The following is a 6,274-nucleotide window of genomic DNA, read 5'->3' as shown; positions in this document are numbered from 1 at the left end:
GTCTGGACTTCAATCGTATAAAATCCCGACCCGACTTCGACGAGATATGTCACTACGGTGCTATTGCGTCATGAAACTGTCCGAACCATTGCAATATAAAAACCCAAAAAATGGGGGGAGATCATGGCCATTAGCGTATTTGATTTATTTCGTCGGGGGATTGGGCCATCAAGCTCACACACGGTAGGCCCCATGCGTGCTGCTCGTGATTTCGCGCTGTCACTGGGAGAAGCGCCTGTCACACGCATTAACGTTACCCTACGCGGTTCGCTTTCCGCCACGGGAAAAGGCCATGGCACCGACCGCGCTGTGGTGATGGGGTTGCTGGGCGAAGCGCCGGAAACGCTCGACCCCGACGGCATTGCCGCGCGCTTGCAAGCGCTTGAGAGCGGCGCACCCCTTGATCTCCCTAACGGTCAGGCGGTGGCGTTCTCGATGCATGAGCATATTGCCTGGGACGATACGTGTTTGGCGTTTCACCCCAATGCGTTACAGCTTGTGGCATCCAACGGCGAGCAGGAAGTGGCGCGCAATACCTACTATTCGCTGGGGGTGGGTTCTATATTGATCAGGCTCAAGCTGACGCGGGAGACATCGGGGAGGACGCTTCATTGCTTCGCTACCCGTTTGATACCGCCGCCGAGCTTCTTGGCCAGTGTCAGGCGCACGGCTTGAGTATCAGCCAATTGATGCTTGAAAACGAAAAAGCCTGGCGTGATGACGCGTCTATACACCGTGAGTTACTCACTATTTGGGATGTGATGCGCGAAAGCATCGATAACGGCCTACACGCTCGAGGCCATTTGCCCGGTGGGCTGAACGTCCGCCGCCGGGCGTATGAGCTGCATCAGCGGCTTTTTTATCCGGCTGAGAACGAGCGCTTAATCATCTCGACCTTTTCAGCCATGGACTGGGTCAACCTCTTTGCTCTGGCCGTGAATGAAGAAAACGCGGCTGGCCGACGCGTGGTCACGGCGCCCACCAATGGCGCGGCGGGGATCGTGCCAGCGGTGCTGGCGTACTACTTAAAGTTTGAGCCTGATGCTACCGATAGCGAGGTGGTGAATTTCCTGCTGACGGCGGGGGCGGTGGGTATTCTGTGCAAAAAGAATGCCTCGATCTCCGGCGCTGAAGTGGGCTGCCAGGGCGAGGTGGGGTCTGCCTGTGCGATGGCCGCGGCGGGGCTAGCCGAAGTGCTTGGCGGTACGCCCGCACAGGTAGAGAACGCTGCTGAGATTGGGTTGGAGCACAACTTAGGCCTCACCTGCGACCCGGTAGGTGGGCTTGTGCAGGTGCCGTGCATTGAGCGTAATGCGATTGCCTCGGTCAAGGCGATCAACGCCGCGCGCATGGGGCTTAACGGTGACGGCGAGCACTTTGTCTCGCTGGATAAGGTGATTCGCACCATGCGCGATACCGGTCGCGATATGCAGGATAAGTACAAAGAGACGTCAAAAGGGGGGCTTGCAGTGAATGCGATTGAATGCTGATGTATCAGTTTTGTACGCATTTGGTTTATCCCACCGGCCCGACTGGCCTACACTAGCGCTTGCTATTCCCTGAACGACTTGGAGACGATAATGAAATCACGTGCTGCCGTTGCACTAGAAGCGGGTAAGCCGCTCGAACTTACCGAGATCGAGGTGGAAGGCCCGAAAGCGGGAGAAGTTCTGGTCAAAATGGCAGCCACCAGTGTCTGTCATACTGATGCTTATACGCTCTCTGGTGCTGACCCAGAAGGCAATTTTCCTGCTGTGTTAGGCCATGAAGGCGCCGGTGTGGTGCAGGAAGTGGGTGAAGGTGTGGCCAGTGTCAAACCGGGCGATCATGTGATTCCGCTGTACACCGCCGAGTGTGGCAAGTGTAAGTTCTGTCTATCGGGCAAAACCAACCTATGTGGCGCCGTGCGTGCGACCCAAGGCAAGGGGGTGATGCCGGATGGGACCTCACGCTTTACCCTTGATGGCAAAAAGCTGCATCACTACATGGGGACTTCGACGTTTAGCGAGTACACCGTGCTGCCGGAAGTCTCGCTCGCTGTTGTCTCCAAAGAGGCGCCGATGGACAAAATCTGCCTACTTGGTTGCGGTGTCACAACCGGTATTGGCGCGGTGCTAAATACCGCAAAAGTCGAGCCGGGGGCGACCGTCGCGGTCTTTGGCTTAGGCGCGATTGGCTTGGCGGTCATCCATGGGGCGATGATGGCGAAAGCCTCGCGCATTATCGCCATTGATGTGAACCCCGATAAATTCGCACTGGCCAAACAGTTTGGCGCCACTGACTTCGTTAACCCCAAGGATTACAGCGATCCGATCCAGCAAGTGATCGTGGACCTGACCGATGGAGGCGTTGATTACTCTTTCGAGTGTATTGGTAACGTCAACGTTATGCGCTCGGCACTTGAGTGTTGCCACAAAGGGTGGGGCGAGTCGATCATCATCGGCGTGGCCGGTGCAGGTGAGGAAATTTCCACTCGTCCTTTCCAGTTGGTGACCGGGCGCGTGTGGAAAGGCTCCGCCTTTGGCGGCGTAAAAGGGCGCACCGAGCTGCCCAGCTACGTTGAGCAGTATATGAACGGTGAAATCAATATCGACGATTTCATCACCCACGATATGCCGTTTGAGCACATCAACGAAGCCTTTGACCTGCTCCATGCGGGCAAGAGCATCCGCACTGTGCTGCATTACTAAAGTTTGCTTATTGATAAGGGCGCAAAGCGCGGCGGGATAGTCCCCGGCGCGCTTGCGTGTTTTAGCACTTTTTCGAGGTATCCGCTTTTTTAATCCCGTTACCAGGAGCCTGCCGATGAGCATGAGTGAAAGGTTAGAATTGGTCTCAGCCAACCGCAGTTTTGGCGGTTGGCATAAGCGCTATCGCCACTATTCGCGGGCGCTTGATTGCGACATGATTTTTGCCGTGTATTTACCCCCGCAAGCTGAAAACGAGCGCGTACCGCTACTCTGGTGGCTTTCTGGGTTAACCTGCAACGATGAAAATTTCATGCAAAAAGCCGGTGCGCATCGTATGGCGGCAGAGCTCGGCGTGGCGATTATTTGCCCCGACACCAGCCCACGCGGCACGGAGCTTCCCGGTGAGCATGAAAGCTATGACTTAGGTTCGGGTGCTGGTTTTTATGTTAATGCCACGCAGGCGCCATGGAAGTCGCACTACCGCATGTACGATTATATCGTTGAAGAGCTCCCTTCCGTGGTGCGTCAGCACTTCCCGGTTAACGGCCGCGAATCGATCAGCGGTCATTCGATGGGGGGGCATGGCGCGTTGATTCTGGCGTTGCGCCATCCTGGGCGTTTTCGCTCGGTGTCGGCGTTTTCCCCTATCGTCAATCCCATGGAAAGCCCTTGGGGCCAAAAAGCCTTTAGCGCCTATTTAGGCGACGATATCTCGCGTTGGCGCCAGTATGATGCTTGCGAATTGGTGGCCAATGGTGCGTCGCGCCAGCGGCTATTCATTGATCAGGGTGAGGACGATCAGTTCCTTAAAGAGCAGTTGAAGCCCGAGCGGTTAGAAGACGTGTGCGAAGCGCATGATCATCCGTTAACGTTGCGTCGCCAGCCAGGCTACGATCATAGCTACTTCTTTATTGGCTCGTTCATTGACGACCACCTGCGCTACCACGCCGAGCATTTGTACAAACGCTGAGTGGATGCTCAATGGCACCGGATGAGAACAGGCGAGGAAACCCATGGTGAAACGCGCGCTGCGCCGATTGGCAAGTAGGTTATGGCGCTGGCTATGGCGTGGCGCGGTGGCGTTTGTGCTCCTGACGGTAGTACTGGTGCTGCTTTTTCGCGTGGTACCGCCACCAGGGTCGATGGTAATGGTTGAGCGTAAAGTACAAAGCTGGCTTACGCGCGAACCGATTCAGCTTAAACGTGAGTGGCGTGATTGGGATGACATGGCTTCTGTGGCTAAGCTTGCGGTGATTGCGGCAGAAGATCAGCGTTTTCCCGATCACTACGGTTTTGATCTGATAGAACTTAGACGTGCAGTGGAAGATAGGCTAGCAGGGGAGGCATTACGCGGCGCAAGCACGCTCAGCCAGCAAACGGCAAAAAATGTGTTTCTTTGGAGTGGGCGTAGCTGGGTGCGCAAGGGGTTGGAGTTTTGGTTTACGCTGCTGATCGAACTTGCCTGGGATAAACAGCGTATTCTTGAGGTATACCTTAATGTGGCCGAATGGGATGTCGGTGTTTTCGGGCTGGAAGCGGCCGCTCAGCACTATTTTGGCGTTTCTGCCAGCAGGCTGAACGAGCGCCAAGCGAGCCTTTTAGCCGCGATTCTTCCAAGCCCGCTCAATCGCAGTGCGTCAGTACCGAGTGCCCAAGTAGAGCAACGCAGCCAGTGGATTCGCCAGCAAATGCGCAACTTAGGCGGCGCGCACTACCTTGAGCGTATTGCCAAGCCTTAACTCGCCAGTGACGTATTGCGACTAATCGTAAAGCGCGTCGTCAACCTTTACTAATGCTTCAAGGCTTGGGCGTGCAAAGTAAAAACCCTGCTGCACCGAAAGACCCAGCGCTAATAGGCAGCGCGACTCTTCTCGCGTCTCCACGCCTTCGGCGACGAGTGTGACGTCTAGCGCTTCGGCAAGCGTCACGACGCTTTTCAGGATAGCTTGTCGGCGCGTGTCGGTATCACACCCCATGACCAATGTGCGATCAATCTTTAGCGTATCGGGGCGAAGATCAGTGAGCAGATCAAGATTCGCGTAGCCATTGCCAAAATCATCCAGTGAGGTGGTGAATCCCATCGCGCGGTAGCTATCGATGATGTTGCGCATGTGCGCGCGATCTTTCACCCGTTCGGTTTCGGTAATCTCAAAATTAAGCCGCTCAATAGGAAAGCCGACCCGCTTTGAGGTTTCCAGCGTGGCCTGGATACACGCTTCGGGTTCGTATACCGCATTGGGTAAAAAGTTGATTGAGAGGCGTTCTTGCATATCGAGTTCACTGGCAAGCTCAATCGCTCTAATGCGGCATTCTTGGTCAAAGCGGTACATCAAGTCATCGGTAACTTGTGACAAAATGCTGCCGGCGGACTCTCCTTTCGAACCTCGCACCAGCGCTTCGTAATAAACAATACGCCGTTTAGATACATCGACAATTGGCTGAAATGCCATCGTAAATGAAAACGGCACGGGGCGATCGCAGCGGTTGCAATGACCGTTGACCCGCGCGCATTGATGATTCGTTGAGCTGTTCATATAAGCCTTAATTTACCCATAACATCATGCTTTGGTGCTATTTTGCGCTGTTTTGACGACTAATACCACGCCAAAAATCGCAATGGCCATCCCCAAAAGTCCTAACCAGGGTAGGCGTTCGTCGAAGAGCCACCACGCCTGTAGTGCGGTAACCGGTGGTACTAAGTAAAACAGGCTAGCAACTCGCGAGGCCTCACCCTTTTTAATCAGTGCCATGAGTAACAAAATAGCCGAAATAGACAAAATCAGCACGAGCCATCCAAGCGTCAACATAAAGGTGGTCGTCCAATCGACATTACGTGTCTCAAACAGTAAAGCGCCGCTACCGAGTAGCAGCGCGGCCGCCATGTACTGAATTGCCGTACCCGGTAAAAGCGGCATGCGCGTGCAGAATCGCTTTTGGTAGAGCGTGCCGATCGAAATTCCCAACAGTGCAGCGGTGACACTAAACAGCGCCCCAAGGCCAAAACCATCAAAAAGCGACTCTGATGGATCAAGCTTACTGCCCAGTACCAAACTGATCCCGACGAGCCCTAATACCAACCCTAACCATTGCCGTTTGGTCAGTGCTTCCCCCAACAGCGGGCCGGCGCAAGCAGCGGTTAAAAGCGGCTGAAGCCCAACCAAAAGCGATGCTAATCCCGCCGGCATACCCAAATAGATGCCGTAAAAAACACCACCTAAATACGTGCCGTGAACCAAGCATCCCGTTACGGCAATATGTCCCCAAAGCTTAGGAGAGGTGGGCCAGGGCACGCGCATAACCATGACTAACGGCACAAGGAGTAGCAACGTACAAATAAAGCGAATAAACAAGAACGTAAACGGTTCTGCATAAGGAAGGCCGAACTTTGCCCCGATAAAGCCTGTGCTCCACAGCAACACAAACAGCACGGGCATCGCGGCAAGCCCCAGTTCACTTGGTGTCGCATGACGCAGCGAGTCAGCCAAACGCGTTAGAGAAGTATTGCCCATAAGGCTTCCTTTTATTGCAAATATGGATAAGTCGCGTGTTGAGGTTTATTACAAACTGTTACTTAAAAACTTGAA

Annotated in this window: 5 protein-coding genes and 1 pseudogene; 4 read left to right on the top strand and 2 right to left on the bottom strand. The window is 54.4% G+C overall.

Annotated elements, in window-relative coordinates:
• Positions 1-123: 123 nt before the first annotated feature.
• The 4 genes and pseudogenes from QC823_RS09115 (at position 124) to mtgA (ending at position 4,429) form a co-directional block, all read left to right on the top strand.
• Positions 124-1,490 (top strand): annotated as a pseudogene (locus QC823_RS09115) (L-serine ammonia-lyase).
• Between the two features lie 90 nt (positions 1,491-1,580).
• Entirely contained in the window at positions 1,581-2,690 is a 1,110-nt protein-coding gene (locus tag QC823_RS09110; protein ID WP_309656028.1) for an S-(hydroxymethyl)glutathione dehydrogenase/class III alcohol dehydrogenase, read from the top strand.
• 115 nt (positions 2,691-2,805) lie between these two features.
• Positions 2,806-3,660 carry an S-formylglutathione hydrolase gene (gene fghA / locus QC823_RS09105; protein ID WP_309656027.1) on the top strand — a complete coding sequence of 285 codons (855 nt, stop codon included), beginning with the start codon at positions 2,806-2,808 and terminating at the stop codon, positions 3,658-3,660.
• 43 nt (positions 3,661-3,703) lie between these two features.
• Positions 3,704-4,429: a monofunctional biosynthetic peptidoglycan transglycosylase gene (gene mtgA, locus QC823_RS09100; RefSeq protein WP_309656026.1), complete on the top strand. Its 726-nt coding sequence runs from the start codon at positions 3,704-3,706 to the stop codon at positions 4,427-4,429.
• 21 nt (positions 4,430-4,450) lie between these two features.
• Here the strand turns inward: mtgA and QC823_RS09095 are convergent, their stop codons facing one another.
• Both QC823_RS09095 and QC823_RS09090 read right to left on the bottom strand, forming a co-directional pair.
• Positions 4,451-5,224, bottom strand: coding sequence for an EAL domain-containing protein (locus QC823_RS09095; RefSeq protein WP_479715092.1), 774 nt, complete (start codon positions 5,222-5,224; stop codon positions 4,451-4,453).
• Positions 5,225-5,248: 24 nt separating this feature from the next.
• Positions 5,249-6,199: a DMT family transporter gene (locus QC823_RS09090; protein WP_422823628.1), complete on the bottom strand. Its 951-nt coding sequence runs from the start codon at positions 6,197-6,199 to the stop codon at positions 5,249-5,251.
• Positions 6,200-6,274: the final 75 nt, after the last annotated feature.

Origin of the sequence: Vreelandella vilamensis (assembly GCF_031451755.1) — a bacterium.
Taxonomy (GTDB): domain Bacteria; phylum Pseudomonadota; class Gammaproteobacteria; order Pseudomonadales; family Halomonadaceae; genus Vreelandella; species Vreelandella vilamensis.
The sequence above is the reverse complement of the archived record's forward strand: the minus strand, read 5'-3'. Positions and strand labels throughout refer to the sequence as shown.

Bases quoted from the DNA above. Each gene is read 5' to 3' on its own strand.
- QC823_RS09110 (WP_309656028.1), top strand. From the start codon at position 1,581: ATGAAATCACGTGCTGCCGTTGCACTAGAAGCGGGTAAGCCGCTCGAA.
- fghA (WP_309656027.1), top strand. From the start codon at position 2,806: ATGAGCATGAGTGAAAGGTTAGAATTGGTCTCAGCCAACCGCAGTTTT.
- mtgA (WP_309656026.1), top strand. From the start codon at position 3,704: ATGGTGAAACGCGCGCTGCGCCGATTGGCAAGTAGGTTATGGCGCTGG.
- QC823_RS09095 (WP_479715092.1), bottom strand. From the start codon at position 5,224: ATGAACAGCTCAACGAATCATCAATGCGCGCGGGTCAACGGTCATTGC.
- QC823_RS09090 (WP_422823628.1), bottom strand. From the start codon at position 6,199: ATGGGCAATACTTCTCTAACGCGTTTGGCTGACTCGCTGCGTCATGCG.